Source organism: Gemmatimonadota bacterium, from assembly GCA_022560615.1.
Classification (GTDB): Bacteria; Gemmatimonadota; Gemmatimonadetes; order Longimicrobiales; family Gaopeijiaceae; genus UBA1138.
The window spans coordinates 1-16,365 of sequence record JADFSR010000018.1 but is presented as its reverse complement, the minus strand read 5'-3'; the positions used below and the strand labels follow the sequence as shown (position 1 = coordinate 16,365).

Genomic DNA, 16,365 nt, shown 5'->3' with positions numbered 1-16,365 from the left:
TGGCGTTGGTGCATGGCTCCTGATTCTAGCTTCAATGTGACATGAAGTCCTCGACCAGGGAGCCGCACCGATGAAGTATGGGAAGCGACGTAAGTAGCAAGTATGCGAAATCTCAATATCGGGTGCAGAATTGGCCTGGGTGCTGTCTCCTTAGTCCTAGTCGCTTGACTTCCAGTACCCCGGACGCCTCCGCTGATGCATCACGGCAAGCACACGGACACCTCCGCGACTTTCCCGATACACAACGCTGAACGGGAACCGCCGACACAGATACCGTCGGTACGGCTCTTCGAACTCCGCTGCGATGCTCGGGTTCTCGCCGATGAGTTGGAAGACCCGCACAGCCTCTTCGAAAAGGTCTCGGCCGAGGCCCGGAGCTCGCTCCTCGTAGAAGGCTGATGCTTCCGTCAACTCTGCCAGTGCGGCAGGGTGGACGATGACTTCTACCACCCGAAGCGCGAGCGTATCGAGGTGAGGGCGTCCTCAAGCGGGATGCCGGCAACGTCACCCGAGTCCAACTCGGCATCTCGGCGCCGGACCTCCGCGAGCCACTCTCGCTCAATCTCGGCCTCGCTATCTAGGCTGGATATGATGCGCTCGGCGAGTCGGGCGCGCTCCTCCGCCGAGAGCTTCAGTACTTCTTGCTCCAGCTCGTCAATCGTCATTTGATCCCTTGGTCCATAGCGTCCTTTCATCATACTGCATCAGGACAATTCGGTGCCATGTCTCCATGAGCCGTGTGAGGTAACGGACGGACAGGCGCTCCCGACGCGGAGGCGAGCATGTCAGTGCTCACCGGAGTGTCCCCGTAGGGGCCGGGCCCGTCGCTTCCCACGATAGTGCCATTCACGCTCGGCGCGACAGCGCTTTCTGAGGGCCCGAGCGGGAGAGCGGCGTCACGCGACGTCAAACGCCCTAACTGTGTGCGAGGCTTCTCACGTGAAGAATCTCTTTCGCGTCGATCGGGCGAAGATCGGAAGCCGGTAGCGTTACAACCCCGAGAGTCGCGCCTTCCCCTGACACGAACTCCACCTCGTAAGAATCCCCGGCATGTCTATGAACGATCACGCCCACATCACCGGCCTCAAGCCCCACCTCGGGCAGGTCGCGGCGCAGGACTACGGTTCCTAGTTCTTTCATGGTCATCTTCCACTCGGGTAAGCCGTCACCAGCACCGGACGGCCTCCTTCATTATCGACCATCCATACGGTGCCGAGAGTCATCGGGTTCCCATCGGGGGCAGGCACGGTCGAGACCAAATAGTACTTGGTTCCCCACTCCGTCGCCTCCGCGTTGAGCACGTCGCCAGATTCAGCCGCCTGTACAAGGCTCGCTTCGAAGACCTCGGGACGATCCAGGACATAGCCACGGGATTCGAAGTAGCGCGCTTTGGATCCACCCACCGGATGGGCCGTGGCCAACAGGTAGTGAGTCACCTTGCGGCGCGCGATCTCGAACCCGCTTCCTCTCGGAAAACTCAGACGGCAACTCCCAAAATGTCCTGTTTGATGTCGCGTAACGGCCCAATTGATTCACGACAAGGAGTCAGACGCAAGTCACGGGGCGCTAGCAGGCTGCGCGTGACCTGCGCTTTCGGACGATGCTTCTGGGTCGAGCGAGGTGAGCGTCTGACGGAGTGTCCGCGTAGCGGCCGAGCGGAAGGTCTTCCCGCGCAGCGGGCCGATGAGTCAATGTCGAGTGCAGGTCACCGCAGCCACGACAGCGAAACCGACCCACCGGGTCGGCGAGTGCGACATGTGTGGCGAAGCCACACTAAGGAGCACTCGATATTGCGTAGGATCTACAGCGAGAGCGTGAATCAGGCGTTACCTGACGTAGCGATGGTCGACCACTGCGATACGTACGCGCGGCAGCTGCCGCGCTATCGGGCTTTCACGATCTTGAACCGGGTTATGGTAGACGATCGGGACTAACGGGCATACGCATCAAGAGACCTTGATCCAGCTGTCGCTCTCCTCGACCGCTCCCTTCCCACCCCCGCTTACACCGCTTTCGCATAACAAACAAGGATTGTTTCCGCACTCTACAGGATGGCGGGTCGGAAGGCGAGGCTCATGCGAGTGCGGAAAGGATCCGTTGAACGAAGCCGCTACGCGGTGGGTGGGGCTATGGAGATTGGAGGTCGTCGAACTGCGTCGGGATAGCCTGAAGCACGCGAGATGGCCGGACAAAGCCACCGCAGAGAGAAGCACAGGGCTCCGGCACGACGATGTGGGAAGCGTTGAACGGGCTGCGGGCGACGTAGACACAGCCGGGTCCAGCGCCGCCGCTCACGAACGGCCACGTATCAGGATGCGACACGGCGATAGCATGGGTTGGGAGGAGGAGGTCGCTCGAGGACCTGCACACACCGTAGCAGGCCGCGACGGGCTGCGACCCGCACTGCGTCGAGCGCCGAACATGACGCCCGGCTTCGCGAAATCGAACGGAAAGCGAATCGACGGTTGCCGGCCGATTTTCCCGCCGCCGATGTCATGGCTGACTTCGCCCGACACGAGCGGAGTCGGCTGGAGCAGCTACGAGGCCACGAGACGCTTCCGGCGTTCACTGAACTGAGGTCCTCGGACGACGGACGCTTGTGGCTGAAGGACTATCCCGACTACGAACTGAGAACGGTTGCCTGGTATCGCCTTTCCATGGCCGGCCAGTTGGTGGGCCTGGTCACGCTTCCGATGGATGAGCGCCTGCTGGCGGTCACGGATTCGCAGTTGGCGACGGTCGTAACCGATGAGTTAGACGTGGCAACTGTCATTCTCTACGAGTTGATCGGCCTTATCGGCGGCTGAGATGAGGATCCTCTCCTTTCTCACCGACCCGCCCATCTCGCCCGCGCGTGGGCCACCCCAAGGGGATTTCAGCCTGGATCAGACCCCGGCCTCCGATCGCACGCCCCATAAGGTCGGTAGAATCGCCCATCCTTAACGCGCAGGTCTGCCCCCCTCCGCCGCCACGTCCTCCACCAGCCGGATGGGAGTGTCATGCGCCAGGTAGTGGTGACCATCGACTAGCACGATCTCGCCCGGTTCGACCGCCCCTTCCTCAGGGCCTTCCGCCAAGATCTCCACGTGGGTTTCGTTCTCTTCCCCGAGGTTGACGTAACGCCATTTGGCGAGTCCCCAGCTGCCGTTCGGCTCATACACGAAAAGCACCGGGCGTCGATCCTCACTACCACGTAAGAGGATTGCGGAGCGAGGCACGATGAGGCGGTCCGGGAGCGCTTCTGAGTTGAAAGACGCTTCCACTGCTACGCCTCTAACAGGTTGGGGCACGTTATCTGCGAACTCGCTCGTCCCCCTCCCTGGTGGCAATCCGACACCCTCGGCCACGATCGTCAGGTCGTCTCCGTCCTCCTCGTCCGCGACGCGCGCTAGGTTCATTTCGAACTCGAGGTAGCTGCCAGTGATGAGCCCCACAAACAGCAAGGACAGTATGGCTCCTTTGTTCATCCTCCCTCCTTCCGGCAGAGTCAGGGTCACTACCCATGATGCGGCTGGGGCGAAGAACGTGCAATGAGGAGCTGGGATCGGAGACAACCACGAATAGCCACCGGCGTGTCATGCCGCCTCCTCAAGCCTCGAGGGCCGCCCAGTCACAGCGCATTCGCATAATCCGGCACCGAACCGACGATGCCGCGAGGTCGAGCTGGCGGCCGATATCAGCGGACGTGCGATCGTCGAGGTAGTGCAGTTCGAGGATGCATCGGTCGAGAACCGCGAGTCGACTCAGGAGTTTGGTGGCCGCCAATCGATCGGTCGTGAGCTCGGCCAGATCTCGGCGAGGCTGTAACGCATACTCGGCGGACCATTCTCGCCCCGCTCGCCCGTGCAAGTCTCGCTTCCTCACCCAATCGAGGAACTCGTTCCGAGCCACCCGATAGAGCCAGGATGAGAACTTGGACTGACCCCTGAACGTGCCGCCCTTCAGCCAGACCTTGGCAAGGCAGTCCTGGGTCATGTCCGCGAGGTCATCCTCGTCGACAACCCAGCGGCGCAACTGGAGCTTGATGATCCGCTCGAGGGCTACCCACTCAGCAGCTGCCTCGGGTACGCAGTCAGCAGCGCGTGTCGCCCCCACGGCACCTCCTTGCGCGAGCCCATGTGATGTAGTCGGACCTTCCGGATGGGTCTGAGGCGCTCAAGCCCGAGAACGGGATGAGTGCAGGACCCGTGCCACGCCGGACTTGTTGTCTTGGCGTTCGCGAACGCGTCCCGACGTCATCCATAGGAGACAGATCCGACTGGTTTCCTGGTCACTGTTCTCATCCGCTGGCGAGCTGCGATCAGCATTGCATGACCCCGACTTTCGGTTTATCTTCGGTTTCCATGGAAACGCCCTACGTCGAACTGCACTGCCATTCGGGTTTTTCGTTCCTGGACGGCGCATCGCATCCCCAAGAACTGGCGATGCGCGCGGTGGAGCTCGGCTACCCGGCGCTCGCGCTCACGGACCACAACGGACTCTACGGCTCCATGGAGTTCGCCCACGCGGCGAAACGGGCCAATCTCCAGCCGATCACGGGCGCGGAAGTCACCCTCCGGGAGTGCTTTCCTGGCTTCGAGGAGCCCGAGGGCGGACATCACGTCACGCTTTTGGCCGAAACACCTCAGGGTTACGCCAACCTGTGCCGCTTGCTCACCGAGGCTCACATGGGTTCGGAGCGAGGCGATGCACGGCTCCCCCTGCCCTCTCTGCTCGAGCTCTGCGAGGGGCTGATCCTGCTGACCGGGTGCGGGAAGAGCCCCGTGGCGGCCGCGCTCTCATCATCGGTCGCCGAAGCCGAGCAGATGATTCGGCAGCTCGTGAACGCCTTCGGGCCTGGCAGCGTCTTCGTGGAGCTGCAAGACAATGCCGTGAAGGGAGATACGGCGCGCAACAAGGCGCTCGCTCGCCTCGCCGGGCGTTTGGGACTCGGCGTCGTGGCGACCGGAAACGTGCACTATCATCGCCCCGAGCGGCATCGGCTCCAGGACGTGCTCGTCTCCATCAAGAAGCGAGCGACGCTCGACGGCGCGCACGGTGCGCGGCGGGCCAACCGGCTCTTCCACCTCGCCGAGCCGTGGGAGATGCGTCACCGCTTCCAGAGCCGACCCGAAGCGCTCACGAACACGCTGCTCATCGCCGAGCGGTGCGCCGCCTTCGATCTGACGGAAGATCTCGGCTACGAGTTCCCGAATTTCGAGGGATCGGCGCGAGGTGAAGCACTCGAAACGCTCGCCGCGATCTGCCTGGCCAAGATCTCTACGCTCTACGAGCCCGGCAGCACGGAAGAGAAGGACGCTGAAGACCGTCTGCACACGGAGTTGAGCCTCGTGGATCTCCACGGGCTCGCGGGATTTTTTCTCGTCTACCGTGACATCATGGACCTGGCTGTCCTCGTCGCACGGGAAGTTCGCGGAGACGCCCCGCGGGCCCGTTCGGGCCTCCCCCCCGGCCGTGGACGTGGTTCCTCGGTATCGTCGATCATCTGCTATTTGATCGGGCTCTCGCACATCGATCCGGTGAAGAACAACCTCTCCCTCGGCCGATTCCTCAACGAAGCCCTGCGCAGCGTGCCGGACATCGACCTCGACTTCCCGAGAGACATCCGGGAAAAGCTCATCCTGCGCGTCTACGAGAAGTACGGCTACGAGCACACCGGGCTCGTCTGCACCTTCCCCACGTATCGGTTGAAATCGGCGGTTCGGGAGATCGGAAAAGTGCTCGACTTGCCGATGGGAGAGCTGGAAAAGCTCTCGAAGCTCTCCGAGCACCGTTCCGCGGCGGGTCTCGCGGACGAAATCGCGGCGCTGCCGGAGTTCAAAGACCGCGCGGACGCCCAATTGTGGCGCCTATTGGGGTCTTTGGCCGAAGACGTGGCAGGCCTGCCCCGCCATATCTCCCAGCACCCGGGCGGCATGATCATCTCGAGCCGCCCGCTCGTGGAGATCGTCCCGCTCGAGCCCGCCGCCTGGGAAGGCCGAGTGCTGTGCCAGTGGGACAAGGATTCCTGCGAGGACGCGGGTTTCATCAAGATCGACTTCCTCGCGCTCGGCATGCTCTCGCTGGTCGAAGAGAGCATCGACCTGATCGCGGAACGGCACGGAGAGGCCCCCGACCTGTCCCGCATCGACTTCGAGGACGAGGTCCTCTACGACCGCATCTGCTCGGGAGACACCGTCGGGCTCTTCCAGATCGAGAGCCGGGCCCAGATCCAGATGCTCCGGCGCACGAAGCCGCGGAATCTCGAGGATCTGGCCGTTCAGGTAGCCATCGTGCGCCCCGGTCCCATCGTCGGTGGCGCGGTGAACCCGTACGTGCGACGCCGTGAAATGCTGCGTGAGAACCCAGACTACGAGGTCCCCTACCCCCATCCGCTGCTGAAGGAAGCGCTCGGGGAGACGCTGGGCGTGATCATCTTCCAGGATCAGGTGCTCAAAGTCTGTCAGGCGCTCGCGTCCTTCTCGGACGGTCAAGCGGAGGAGCTACGCCGTGCGATGAGTCGGAAACGCTCGAAAGAGGCGCTCGTAGCGCACTGGGGCGACTTCCAGAAGGGCGCGATGGCCAACGGCGTGGATGAGACCACCGCGCGGGAAATCTTCACGCAGGTCACCGCGTTCAGCGAATTCGGGTTCCCCAAGTCCCACGCAGCCGCGTTCGGCTTGCTGGCGTACCAATCCGCGTGGCTACGCCACTATTATCCGATCGAATTCTACGTCGGGCTCTTCAATAACCAGCCCATGGGCTTCTACTCGCTCGATGCCCTGGGGCGGGACGCACGCAGGAATGGTATACGGACCCTCCTGCCCGATGTGAACCGGAGTCGGGTCGTTTGCACCGCGGAAGGGGACGATTTACGCATCGGGCTTGGCTTCGTACGCAGTTGGGGTACTGAAATCGCGGAGCGGATCGTCGCAGAACGGGAGAAAAGCGGCCCGTACGCCTCGCTCGCGGATTTTTTGCGCCGTACGCCGGCCTCATTGAAGCGGCCTGCCATCGAAAACCTCATCTGGGTGGGCGGATTCAGCGACTTCGGCCTCACCAGGCGGGAATTGCTGTGGCAGGCGGGTCTCTGGCTCGGCCCCGAGACCGACAACGAGCGCACGGGCGGCCGGGAAGACCACGCGCAGACCGAGTTGGAGCTCGCGGATCCGTATGCGAACCTCTCGTTCCCGGAGCTGGGGCCCACGGACCGCATGGTCGCCGAGTACCGCATGTTGCGCTTTTCGGCGGAGCTGCATCCGCTCACGCTTTTGAAGGGTGTCCTGCCCGACGGAACCGTATCCTCTGACCGCCTTCCGCACCTACGCCAGCACAGCACGGTGCGCGTCGCAGGCCTCGTGACCACGCGGCAAAGACCTGGGACCGCGAAGGGCTATGTCTTTGTCCTTATGGAAGATGAGCACGGTCCCATAAACGTTATTGTGAAGCCTGATATCTACAAGCGGGACCGCAATGCCGTGCGCATGGAGCCCTTCCTCGCGGTGCGCGGCCGGCTGCAGAAGGACGGCGATACGCTCAACGTGATCGCGTACGAAGTGGCTGCGTTGAGGGTGCCGGGAACGCCCGTACGGCGGAGGGGGATGTCGAAGACGTCCGCGGCCGACCCGGATCAGCAGGGTCCAAGCCCGTTTCGCTACCTCACGGCGCTACGCCAGAACCCTCCAGACATCAAGAGCTGGGGGTAGCAGCGGCCCACCCACACAGAACACGGACCGATCACAATGAACAAGCTGACGCCCATCATCGTCGTCGAACGAATCGACCCCTGTCTTCAGCCCCCGTCAGCCCCGTGGCCAAAAGTTGTTGCTGCGATCCACGTCGGGCACGTAACCGGACGGATCGACCTCGACTCGGATCACCGACCCCACGCCCGCCGGGACCTCGATCTCGAAGGTCCTGTTGCCGTCGAGCCAGTGTTCGACCGGGATCGTTTCATCGATCTGCTCGCCCGTCGACGTCCGGATGCGAACCGTTGCGGGGAACGGAGCAAAGCCGCGGTCCTCGATGGTCACGGTGGCGCCACCAGCCGCATGCGCGCGGACCGTGCCCACCGCGTGGTCGAGCGTCCACGTCTCGAAGTAGAAGGATGTCCAGAACCAATCGAGGTCCTGCTCGGCGAAGCGCTCGAACGTGGCGAAGAAGTCCCACGGCGTGGGGTGCTTGTACGCCCACTCCGAGATGAAGGCCCGGTACGCCTCCTCCCACGTCTCCGGCCCCAATAGCTCACGAAGCGCGACCATCAGCGTGGCAGGCTTCGCATACGACGCGGCGCCACGACCAGGCCCCGGCTCGTACCAGTCGGCATGCCGCATCATGCTTTGCTCCAAGCCGGCGGTAGCGACCCGGAGGTAGTTGGTTGCCTCGATCCGGTGGTGATCTACGCCCGGCCAGATCTCCATCCGACTCTGGTCCTCCAGAAACGTGGTCGAGCCCTCATCCATCCACGCGTACCGCTTCTCGTTGGTCCCCACGATCATCGGCACCCACATGTGTCCGACCTCGTGAGACGTGACGTTGAACAGCGCCTGCGCGTCCCGGTCCTCGTACGGCCCGATCAGCGTCAGCATCGGGAACTCCATTCCGCCGCTGATGATGTCCGCGCCCTCGACCGACGTCATGTGCGACCACGGATATGAAAAGCCAGTATACACCGAGTGGTGCTCGATCGACTGCTTCGCGTACTCCCACTGCTGGACCCAGAGCGGCGCTCGCTCCGGACGCCAGAATGAATGGATCAGCACACGGTCGTCTTCGCCGTCCTCGTCGCGGTCCGGCACGAGCGCCGACGTCGCGTCCCACCGCTGGACGTTCGATGTCGTCCAAGCGAAGTCGCGCACGTTCTCGGCTTCGAAGCGATAGGTGAGCCAGCCGTCCGTTCCGGAAGCTGTCACCGTACCCGCATCGCGTTCCGCCTGCCCCGCGATCATCACGAGCTCGTCGGAGGTCGACGCCTCTTCGAGACGGTCGCGCGTGAGCGCCGAGAACACCTCATCGGGGTTCTGGAGCTCGCCGGTTGCCATCACGGTCCAGCCCTCGGGCACGGAAATGGAGACGGTGTAGTCTCCGAATCCGTCGTAGAACTCCGCAGCTCCCAAATACGGCTGCGCGTCCCAGAGACGGAGGTCGTCGAGGACCGCCATCTTCGGGAACCAGTACGCGATGAAATACATCTCCTTGTCGGAGTGCCCCATCCGGCCGGAACCGTTCTGCGGAATCGTCTCGCTCCAGCTGATCTCGAGCTCCAGCGTATCGCCCTGCTCCACTGGGAAGCCCGGGGCAAGCTGCATCAGCGTACCGTTCACCTCGTAGCCCGGCCCATCGTCGAGCTCGATCTCCTCGAGCTCCTCACCGTCTGCCGAGACGCTCGTCAGCCGAATACCGCCCGTGATCTCCTCGGAGCCACTCCTCGGCGAGCCTTCCTGGTGCAGGTTCTGGTGTAAATGAAGCCAAACGGTAGGCAAGCTCGCGGGCGCATTGTTCACGTACAGGATGCGAACGGTGCCTTCCAGCTCCGAGGTCTCCGGATCGAGACGTGCCTCGAGCTCATACGAGGACCACTGCTGCCAGTACGAGTGTCCAGGGCTGCCGTCCTCACTGCGCCACCCGCGTTCTAGCGAACGCTGGTAGAACGGGGGGGGGACGACGGGCGCCGGCACCGGCCTGCGTACTTCGTCGCTCTCTTGCGCCGTGAGTGCGGCCGGCGTGAGTCCGCCAAGAAATGCGACGAAAGTGCCGAGGCCCATCATGCCACGCCACAGAGATAGTTCCCGACTCATTTGCTAGACTCCAGCTACCTGTGCAGACCGTGGTCGGCCCGCTAGGGATTCCTTTTCAGATAAAACGCGACTCCTGCCCAATCAACGGCCGCGGAGAACATCTCGAAGTACGGACCGACACGATCTTCGCCCATGAAGGGCGCGAATTCCTCACGGACCTCGTCGTTGTAACGCTCCGCGTCCTCCTCATCACCTGCGGCCAACCCCACCCTCACGCGTGCCTCCAACGCGTCGAGACGCGACTGGAGCTGCACACGACGCGTCTCGACATCGCCGTGGATCCCGAAGTGCGTCGCCGCGAACCGTTCGGGTCCGATCTCACCGATCTCGTCCAGCGTCCGCTTCCACGCTCTCAGGTCCACCGCGGGCGGTGGCGTCGGAGGGTGCGAAGGTCCACCGGACAACACGATCCCCATGGCATCACCGGCGTACAGTATGCCGTCACGCTCGTCCAGATACGCCAGGTGATGCGCGATATGGCCGGGGGTCGCAACAGGGCGCAGCTCACGGCACGGCCCGGGCTCGCCCGAGCGCCATGCATGGATGCGATCCGCGGGAACTGGCTTCATCTCACCCCAAAGGCGGTCGTGGGCATCTCCGAACGACCGGCGCGTGCTCGCAACGAGCCGCTCCGGATCCACCATGTGAGACGCACCGTCCTCGTGAACATGCACGGTCGCATTCGGGAAGAGCTCGACGAGATGCCCGGTCGCGCCGGCGTGATCGAGGTGTATGTGGGTCAAGGCGATGTGTCGGAGATCCTTTGGGCCTACCCCACGGGACCGCAGCTCGGCCACCAACCGCTCCACGGCGGTGGTCGGACCCGGATCGATGATGGTCGGCTCCTCCGCGTCGATGAGGTAGCACGCAATCGCCCCTTGGAGTCCGAGGTGCTCCAAGTCGATGCAGGTCGGTTGACTCAGAATCCCTCCCAACGACCGCTGGGGAGGATCCCTCTACCCACGCTCGCCGATCGGTACGAAATCCCGAGAATCCTCGCCGACGTAGACCTGACGCGGTCGCGCAATCCTCTGCTCGGGATCGGTCAACATCTCCTGCCACTGTGCGAGCCATCCGACCGTCCGTGGGATCGCGAAGAGCACGGGAAAGAGCTCCACGGGAAAGCCCATCGCCTGGTATATGATGCCCGAATAGAAGTCGACGTTCGGATAGAGGTTCCGCTCGATGAAGTACTCTTCGTTGAGGGCAATGTTCTCTAGCTCCAAAGCGATGTCCAGTAACGGGTTACGTCCCGTTACTTCGAACACTTCATCAGCTGTGCGCTTGATGATGCTGGCCCGCGGATCGTACGCTTTGTAGACGCGGTGGCCGAAGCCCATGAGGCGCTCTTCTTGGTTTTTCACGCCCTCCATGAACGCCGGGATGTTGTCGACGTGCTCGATTCGATTGAGCATTCGTAGCACAGCCTCGTTGGCGCCTCCGTGCAGCGGGCCGTACAGCGCGGCCATGGCACCGGCGAGTGCAGAGTACGGATCGGCCTGCGACGAACCGATGACGCGCATCGCGGTGGTTGAGCAGTTCTGCTCGTGGTCCGCGTGCAAGATGAAGAGCACGTCCAGCGCCCGCTCGAGCACCGGGCTCGGCTTGTACTCCCGCGTCCCGATCCGGAACAGCATGCTGAGGAAGTTCGCCGTATAGGAGAGCTCATTCTCCGGATACACGTACGGGAGCCCCCGGTGGTGCCGGTACGCGAACGCCGCCAGCGTTGGCATCTTCGCGACCAGACGCACGATCTGCTGCCAGCGACTGTCCGGATCCTCGATGTTCTTGGCTTCCGGATAGAAGGTCGAGAGAGCGCTGACGCCGCTGATGACCATGCCCATCGCATGCGCATCGTACCGGAACGCTTCGAAAAGCTCCGTGATGTTTTCGTGCACATAGGTGTGGAGCGTCACGTCCTGCACGAACTCGTCGAGCTCGGACTGGGTCGGCAGTTCGCCATGCAGCAGCAGATACGATACCTCGAGATGCGAACTCCGCTCGGCCAACTGCTCGATCGCATAGCCACGGTAGCGGAGGATCCCCTTCCCGCCATCGATGTACGTCACGGTGCTGCGCGTTGACGCCGTGTTCGAGAATGCCGGATCGTACGCCATCATCCCGAAGTCCGTGTCGTTGACCTTGATCTGGCGCAAGTCCATCGCCCGGATCACGTCCCCGTCGAGGATCTCGACCTCGTACTCCTTGCCCGTCCGGTTGTCTCGGATCGAGAGAGTGTTCCTCACCTCGTTACCATTCTCCCCCATATGATCCATCCTTCGGGCCCCGAGCGACGGTCCCAGCAGTCGTCGCGGCGTCCATGAGCTCAACAGCCTTTATTATATCCATGCAGCGAAGCCCTCCCAAGGGCACGGCACGCCTGGCGTGCCTTGTCGGGATCCTCACCGTGGGCGTCCTCGACGGCCTGTCGAAAAGCGCGATCGTCATGTCCCTGGCGCCCAGGTCGTCGATCCGCGGCCTGATGCCCTTCCACTCCGACAGCACGTCCTGGATCCGGTACATCCGTGGAGCTAGTGGCGCTTGCGCTCCTAGCTGTAGCTGGTCTGGTAGGCGAGCGCTCGACGGAGCACGGCCTTCAACGCCTCCTCGAACCCGCACCTTCTTGCGGACAGCCGCTTTTGAGGCGACGGACACCGTCTATGGGCGAAAGCGGGCGTCTGAAAAGACGCTGAAATCCTAGGCAGGCTAGACCGGCTAGACCGCTTACGTGGTTGCCGCAGCGACACCGCACGAAGACCCAGCGGCAGTGGTCACACGGCCGACGCGTGTCGCATGGGCCTCCCGCGCCACGCCCTCGAACGGTTCCAAGTCGAGCAACAATTCGAGATTCGGATTGGCGTTCCGAACATCCGCCATAGCCATCACCGCCAAGCCCGAATAGGCGTCCTGCTGGGGCTGGAGAAGGGAAACAGCGGCGAGCACCATCAGTGATTTCAGCATCGCCACAACCCCGTCTGAGCGTTGGAGCATTGACTGAACTTAACAGTGGGTCCCCGAGGTCTCAGGACGCACGGGGCCACCGCCGCTCCCCTACCCCGGTTCCGCCGCCCGCCACGACGACGGCGCGCACGGGCCGATCACGCAAGCCGCGATCGATGCCGCGGACCCTGCCCCTAACTCGCTCGGGACTATCTGCTCGTCCGGCTGCGCTTTTACCATGACTTCGTCGCCAGCAACCGGAGCCAGCGCGTGTTCCTGCTCGGCTAGGTCGCACGGAAAAACGAGCTCTACGAGCGGATCGACTCTACGCTCGACTGACAATCCGACTTCCCCACGGTGCGGAGTAAACCATCGGGGGTCTTTTTCTTTTACCGGTTCGCGAAACTCCCGTTATTTTACCGGTTCGCGAAACTCCCGCAGATCCGAGATCGGGCGGGGCCTTGTGTTACGACTTCGCCGGTTCCTGGCGCTGGCGCTCGAGCACGACATGTACGGTGCCGTAGGCGGTGCCCTCGAGGGCGGACAGGGTGTTGTGTCGGATGTCCTTCCCGTTGCCCAGCTTGCTCGTCCAGTGACCTGTCTTGAGTTGCCTGGCCGCGTGTTTGCAGTGGCCGTTCGCATCCGCATACAGGGCGACCTTTTCGACTCCATCCTCGTGTGATTCGTCACCACTGACGGCATACCCGAGCAACTCGAAGACTCTCTGATAAGCATCAACGTGGCGAGACCGCGGCACGCCGGGTGGCCAGGCCTCGTCATAGAACATCCATCGATTCGTTAGGCCCGCTGCCCAGGCGATGCAGTTGTAGTTGCAGTCAACTGATGCCGGGCTCGTGATCCTCCATCCCACCCCAGCGAGGCCGGGGAAGGCCTGGCGGATGTCAGCCTCCGAACTTGCTCGACCCCTTCGCGTGCGGCGGCGCGGCACCTACACCCAGCCGCGAACTCGGCCCAACGTCAGCCATGCGTCCGCCATCGCGGGCATGTTCCCAACATGCTCCTCGGGGACGGGATCTTCTCCGGTGATCGCCTCGAGCGCCCAGAACCAGTGATCCCCCGTCTCCTCAAGATCCTCGAGAATGTATGGGACCGCCCTCATCCCCATGCCGACGATTCTCTGGTAGCACGGGAGCATAACCATGTCGTGGACCATGGACATGAACTGGGATTCCGACCGCCACTCATCCCGAAGCCCGTCGAACTGCACCTGCGCCGGATCTCCAGGATCAACCATAGGCCACGGCTGAACCCACAATGTCGCCCACCCAATCCACTTGCTCAAAGTCAATGTCAGGCGCCGTCACATCGCCCTGCTCCTCGGGCACGGGCGAGGGCACCGTGGCCACGCTCTCACACCACATGGGCTCAGTCGTCGAATCGACAGTCACGAGTGTCATTTCTTGCCGCCTCGGGTGCCCTGCTTGACCAATAATTCCCCGATCTGCAGTGCGTGCGCGTGAGTCATGGTGACCGTCGCCTTCCGGTAGCCGGTCGCCCCCGTTATTGCCCCCGTCTGATCCGGAAGGTTCGGCACAGTCTGATAGAGGGCCATCATTACCTCGGCTTCCGTCGAGACGATGCTCGTAGTCCGAGTAGAACATCACGTGGTCGGGAGCGAATTCGAACGTTCGCTTTGTTTCCTTCACCGGGCTTTTCTTCTGTGCCTTCGTGGCTGGTTTTTTCCTCCGCGGGGTCATCCGTTCCCTCCCGTTCCCGGGCACGAGAATCGTGAACCGGCTAAACGTATCTCGCGCTACCCTTGTCTACCACGGCTACGCTCTTGGGCTGAGTAAGACCGATTGACGGGGTCATGTTCCCATCCTCAACTAGGGTGAACTCCTGATTGGGGGGCCACGATGCCGACCCTCTCTCCGCAATGTCGAGCACGGCACGCCTGAGGCGGCGTGCGATCGTATCCACCACGGCGTCCTCGTTGGCCGTCCAGGGCGGGGCGGAGGAACGGTTGCGCGGGATGACGGGACGTGCCGAGTTCTTGGAACATTGGCCTCGAGCCGCTGTCGGGCGGATCACCGGCCAGGAAGGCGCCCAGCCGTCCGCCGCCTGAAACAGATCGAAGAACACCGGCGAGATGATCTCGCCGCCCAAGGGAGAAAGGCCACTGGCGTTCCTGGGGATCGTGCCCCTCCGTTCCAGAAGGAGGCCTCAATACTGTGGGGCCCACCCGGCTCCCATCGTGGGAACCACCTCGATGTGGACGGGGCCAGGCAAGAGCAATAGGACCGACGGGTACCCGCGCGTCAAGAAAGGTGTCAGGCGCGAGCCCGGCGGAAAGTGAGGGTTCAAAGGAGCCGAAGCCCCGCAGGCCGAAAAGCCTTGCGGGGCCTGCATACCGGGGGCGGGAATCGAACCCGCACGTCCTTGCGGACAGCGGCTTTTGAGGCCGTCGCGTCTACCGTTCCGCCACCCCGGCAAAGGGCTGAAACTAAAGGACTTTTGCCTCTCTCCCTCTCTTCATTTAGTCGTCGGGTAACGCTTCGGGTAACGTTTCGGTAACCGAAAAGGCCGTCGCGTCTTCATCTACGCGCTTTCCGCGTGGTTGATCGGTCGGCAGACGAACCACTTCTGCGACCCGATATTCTACAACCGAGCTACGGTGCCGTACATCCAGGAGGTGCCCGTAGGTGCTCTCGATCAACCCGATCGACCGATGGCCGAGCTCCCGCATCACTGTGAAGATGCTAACGGGAGCTCCGTGGTCCGTCGTCTGTAGCCGGGCGGCCGCGTACGTGTGCCGCAACGTCGCCCGGAATCCCCGGTGCGTCCCTTCATTGGGAGCTGGAATTCTTCGTTCAAGCCGGCATCCCGCCGCTGGAAGTGTTGCGCATCGCCACACAAGAGGCTGCTGCCGCCGTGGGTGCCGGTGACGACCTCGGCACGCTGGAAGTCGGCAAGCTCGCTGACATCGTCTTGCTCGACGCGAATCCGCTGGAAGACATTCGCAACACGCAGACCATCTGGCGGGTGATCAAGGGCGGGTGGGTGTTCGATCCGGAGGAGTTGAGGCCGCCGTCGGGTAACTGACCTGGTTCGCCATGCCGCCCTCACCCAGTTCACGCTCGATCCGGTAGCGGCCTTCTAGGGCTGCGTTCAGGCGGGTGATGGCTTCGCTCATGCGCTCAAGATGCTGCGCGGGTCAGCAGAGCGCGAGCAGATCCACCAACGCCAGCCCCAGCGCGAACAGCACGCTCACGATGATTACGGCTACGAAGCCCATCGAGCCGAAGGGCTGGCGCTCAACTTGTATAGCGCCGAGGTCTGCGACGAGGTATGCTCGTGCCGAAGTCTAAACGGCTCACGGACCGGACTGCTTCGGCCGGAGAACGGAGGAGGAGTAACACGATGAAGCCTTTCTCGCGGCACCTTGTCGACTCGCGATCTTCGCAGAATCGGATTCCTCTACTGGCGGTGGTGGTCAGCCTGCTCGCCTTGTCCGGCTCTGCTGGGGCTCAGACAGACGGTGGCACCACACTGCCGATGCGATCATGCACGAGCCTCTCCAGCCTCACGAACTTCCAGTTCTCGGTCGTCGAGGCACACATGGAACCGTTATCCGAAGGTGCACCCGAACACTGCCGCGTGTACGGTCGGATCCTGCCTGACATTCGGT

General features: G+C 62.8%; 16 protein-coding genes and 1 tRNA gene. 3 read left to right on the top strand and 14 right to left on the bottom strand.

Annotation, left to right across the window (positions count from 1 at the left end):
- Positions 1–156: 156 nt before the first annotated feature.
- From IIB36_11435 to IIB36_11420, 4 genes are all read right to left on the bottom strand, one after another.
- Complete coding sequence (locus tag IIB36_11435; GenBank protein MCH7532352.1) at positions 157–450, bottom strand: type II toxin-antitoxin system RelE/ParE family toxin; 294 nt, start codon at positions 448–450, stop codon at positions 157–159.
- On the bottom strand, positions 444–665 hold the full coding sequence (locus IIB36_11430; protein MCH7532351.1) for an addiction module protein: 222 nt from the start codon (positions 663–665) through the stop codon (positions 444–446). The genes IIB36_11435 and IIB36_11430 overlap by 7 nt, the downstream gene beginning before the upstream one ends.
- A gap of 250 nt (positions 666–915) precedes the next feature.
- Entirely contained in the window at positions 916–1,140 is a 225-nt protein-coding gene (locus tag IIB36_11425; GenBank protein MCH7532350.1) for a DUF4926 domain-containing protein, read from the bottom strand.
- A gap of 2 nt (positions 1,141–1,142) precedes the next feature.
- Positions 1,143–1,436 (bottom strand): hypothetical protein, encoded by a 294-nt coding sequence (locus tag IIB36_11420; protein ID MCH7532349.1) that lies wholly within the window; start codon positions 1,434–1,436, stop codon positions 1,143–1,145.
- Between the two features lie 1,059 nt (positions 1,437–2,495).
- Here IIB36_11420 and IIB36_11415 point away from each other — a divergent pair.
- Entirely contained in the window at positions 2,496–2,807 is a 312-nt protein-coding gene (locus IIB36_11415; GenBank protein MCH7532348.1) for a hypothetical protein, read from the top strand.
- A 132-nt stretch (positions 2,808–2,939) separates the two neighbouring features.
- Here the strand turns inward: IIB36_11415 and IIB36_11410 are convergent, their stop codons facing one another.
- Together IIB36_11410 and IIB36_11405 are read right to left on the bottom strand one after the other, a co-directional pair.
- Positions 2,940–3,467 (bottom strand): hypothetical protein, encoded by a 528-nt coding sequence (locus IIB36_11410; protein MCH7532347.1) that lies wholly within the window; start codon positions 3,465–3,467, stop codon positions 2,940–2,942.
- Positions 3,468–3,588: 121 nt separating this feature from the next.
- Positions 3,589–4,095 (bottom strand): RNA polymerase sigma factor, encoded by a 507-nt coding sequence (locus tag IIB36_11405; protein MCH7532346.1) that lies wholly within the window; start codon positions 4,093–4,095, stop codon positions 3,589–3,591.
- Positions 4,096–4,343: 248 nt separating this feature from the next.
- On the opposite strand from IIB36_11405, the gene dnaE reads away from it, so the two are divergent.
- Entirely contained in the window at positions 4,344–7,685 is a 3,342-nt protein-coding gene (gene dnaE, locus IIB36_11400; GenBank protein ID MCH7532345.1) for a DNA polymerase III subunit alpha, read from the top strand.
- Positions 7,686–7,781: 96 nt separating this feature from the next.
- Here the strand turns inward: dnaE and IIB36_11395 are convergent, their stop codons facing one another.
- From IIB36_11395 to IIB36_11360, 8 genes are all read right to left on the bottom strand, one after another.
- Positions 7,782–9,776: a M1 family metallopeptidase gene (locus IIB36_11395; protein MCH7532344.1), complete on the bottom strand. Its 1,995-nt coding sequence runs from the start codon at positions 9,774–9,776 to the stop codon at positions 7,782–7,784.
- A gap of 41 nt (positions 9,777–9,817) precedes the next feature.
- Positions 9,818–10,675 carry an MBL fold metallo-hydrolase gene (locus IIB36_11390; GenBank protein ID MCH7532343.1) on the bottom strand — a complete coding sequence of 286 codons (858 nt, stop codon included), beginning with the start codon at positions 10,673–10,675 and terminating at the stop codon, positions 9,818–9,820.
- A 57-nt stretch (positions 10,676–10,732) separates the two neighbouring features.
- Complete coding sequence (locus IIB36_11385; GenBank protein ID MCH7532342.1) at positions 10,733–12,043, bottom strand: citrate synthase; 1,311 nt, start codon at positions 12,041–12,043, stop codon at positions 10,733–10,735.
- 457 nt (positions 12,044–12,500) lie between these two features.
- Entirely contained in the window at positions 12,501–12,737 is a 237-nt protein-coding gene (locus IIB36_11380; GenBank protein MCH7532341.1) for a hypothetical protein, read from the bottom strand.
- A gap of 445 nt (positions 12,738–13,182) precedes the next feature.
- A complete protein-coding gene (locus tag IIB36_11375) occupies positions 13,183–13,503 on the bottom strand; it encodes a hypothetical protein (protein MCH7532340.1) in 321 nt (106 codons plus the stop codon).
- Positions 13,504–13,665: 162 nt separating this feature from the next.
- The gene (locus tag IIB36_11370) at positions 13,666–13,971 is read right to left on the bottom strand and encodes a hypothetical protein (protein ID MCH7532339.1); all 306 of its coding nucleotides are present in this window, start codon (positions 13,969–13,971) and stop codon (positions 13,666–13,668) included.
- 159 nt (positions 13,972–14,130) lie between these two features.
- A complete protein-coding gene (locus IIB36_11365) occupies positions 14,131–14,292 on the bottom strand; it encodes a hypothetical protein (GenBank protein ID MCH7532338.1) in 162 nt (53 codons plus the stop codon).
- A 793-nt stretch (positions 14,293–15,085) separates the two neighbouring features.
- A tRNA-Leu gene (locus tag IIB36_11360) sits at positions 15,086–15,168 on the bottom strand.
- A 338-nt stretch (positions 15,169–15,506) separates the two neighbouring features.
- Between IIB36_11360 and IIB36_11355 the strand changes: the two genes are divergently transcribed.
- A complete protein-coding gene (locus IIB36_11355) occupies positions 15,507–15,779 on the top strand; it encodes an amidohydrolase family protein (protein ID MCH7532337.1) in 273 nt (90 codons plus the stop codon).
- Positions 15,780–16,365: the final 586 nt, after the last annotated feature.

Bases quoted from the DNA above. Each gene is read 5' to 3' on its own strand.
- IIB36_11365 (MCH7532338.1), bottom strand. From the start codon at position 14,292: ATGATGGCCCTCTATCAGACTGTGCCGAACCTTCCGGATCAGACGGGG.
- IIB36_11375 (MCH7532340.1), bottom strand. From the start codon at position 13,503: ATGTTCTATGACGAGGCCTGGCCACCCGGCGTGCCGCGGTCTCGCCAC.
- IIB36_11395 (MCH7532344.1), bottom strand. From the start codon at position 9,776: ATGAGTCGGGAACTATCTCTGTGGCGTGGCATGATGGGCCTCGGCACT.
- IIB36_11415 (MCH7532348.1), top strand. From the start codon at position 2,496: ATGGCTGACTTCGCCCGACACGAGCGGAGTCGGCTGGAGCAGCTACGA.
- IIB36_11380 (MCH7532341.1), bottom strand. From the start codon at position 12,737: ATGCTGAAATCACTGATGGTGCTCGCCGCTGTTTCCCTTCTCCAGCCC.
- IIB36_11385 (MCH7532342.1), bottom strand. From the start codon at position 12,043: ATGGGGGAGAATGGTAACGAGGTGAGGAACACTCTCTCGATCCGAGAC.
- IIB36_11425 (MCH7532350.1), bottom strand. From the start codon at position 1,140: ATGAAAGAACTAGGAACCGTAGTCCTGCGCCGCGACCTGCCCGAGGTG.
- IIB36_11430 (MCH7532351.1), bottom strand. From the start codon at position 665: ATGACGATTGACGAGCTGGAGCAAGAAGTACTGAAGCTCTCGGCGGAG.
- dnaE (MCH7532345.1), top strand. From the start codon at position 4,344: ATGGAAACGCCCTACGTCGAACTGCACTGCCATTCGGGTTTTTCGTTC.
- IIB36_11370 (MCH7532339.1), bottom strand. From the start codon at position 13,971: ATGGTTGATCCTGGAGATCCGGCGCAGGTGCAGTTCGACGGGCTTCGG.
- IIB36_11410 (MCH7532347.1), bottom strand. From the start codon at position 3,467: ATGAACAAAGGAGCCATACTGTCCTTGCTGTTTGTGGGGCTCATCACT.